Genomic DNA, 1,062 nt, shown 5'->3' on the forward strand with positions numbered 1-1,062 from the left:
CGCCGAGGTCGGCGCGGCCGACGAGCGAGAACGAGATCGCGGCCATCGCCGGCACCAGCATGCAGCTTGCAAAGCCGTGGAACACCTCGGCGGCGATCACCGGCACGATCGTCGGGCTGGACGCGAGCAGGACCGCGGACAGGATGATGGCCGCGATCGCCCACGCGGCCGCGCCTTTCTTGTTCTTCAGCGCATCGACGGCCGCGCCGCCCGGCACCTGGCTGACCATCGCGCTGATCGTGCCGATCGACAACACCATGCCGATCTCGCCCTGCGTCCACTTGTGCGACGCGAGGTAGGACGCGATGAACGGACCGAACCCGGTTTGAACGTTTGCAACGAAAAAGTTGAGCCAGTCGAGGGCCCGGAGACTGCGCACGCTGACGGAATGCTTGATCGTCATCGGGTAGCACTCGCAGACGAGGCCGGTGCGGCCGGGGCAACGGGCGGGAAGACCGCCACGATCGGCTTGTCGGCCGCGTACGGCGGGGAGGCCTTGATCTGGGCGTCGTTCAGGTCGAGCTGCGGGTGCAGCGCCTTGTCGCGCGTGACGAAGCGCAGCGCGCCCCAGCTCGCGGCGATCGAGCGGCGGTCGGTATTGACGAGCCCGCCGAGGTCGAGCACGACGGCCTGCGGCTGGGCGCCGCGGTCGATCAGCACGTCGACGATGCGGCCGATCTTCGTGCCGTTCGGGCGCTCGACGTCGCTGTCGAGCATCGGCAGTCGCGTCGCCGGCGACGCCGCGGCCGAGCCCGACAGCGGCACGGCCTTCGGTCGCGCGGCCGGCGGCAGGTCGCCCGACGGCACGTCGAGCACGATCGGCTCCTGTTTGCCGCCCGGCGTGAAGCGGAACACGTTCCACGGGAAGATGACCTTGCGGTCGCCGATGCCCATGAAGCCTTGCAGGTTGACGATCATCTCGCGCGGCTTGCCGCTCGCGTCGACCACCATGTCGACCGCGCGGCCGACGACCTTGCCGTTGCGGCGCGCGACCTCGCTGTCGAGCAGCGCGTGGATCTGGGTGCGGTCGAGCGAGCGCGTCGCGACGATCGGCGGGGGCGG

At 70.2% G+C, this 1,062-nt stretch carries 2 protein-coding genes; both read right to left on the reverse strand.

Annotation, left to right across the window (positions count from 1 at the left end; all coding sequences use genetic code 11):
- The coding region (locus H3O04_RS35455) for an MFS transporter (protein WP_202589525.1) at window positions 1-403 on the reverse strand (403 nt) is incomplete at its 3' end.
- A partial coding sequence (locus tag H3O04_RS35460; protein WP_202589526.1) for a PRC-barrel domain-containing protein occupies window positions 400-1,062 on the reverse strand: 663 nt, incomplete at its 5' end. The genes H3O04_RS35455 and H3O04_RS35460, both read right to left, overlap by 4 nt.

This window comes from Burkholderia sp. KCJ3K979 (genome assembly GCF_016759955.1).
Classification (GTDB): domain Bacteria; phylum Pseudomonadota; class Gammaproteobacteria; order Burkholderiales; family Burkholderiaceae; genus Burkholderia; species Burkholderia orbicola.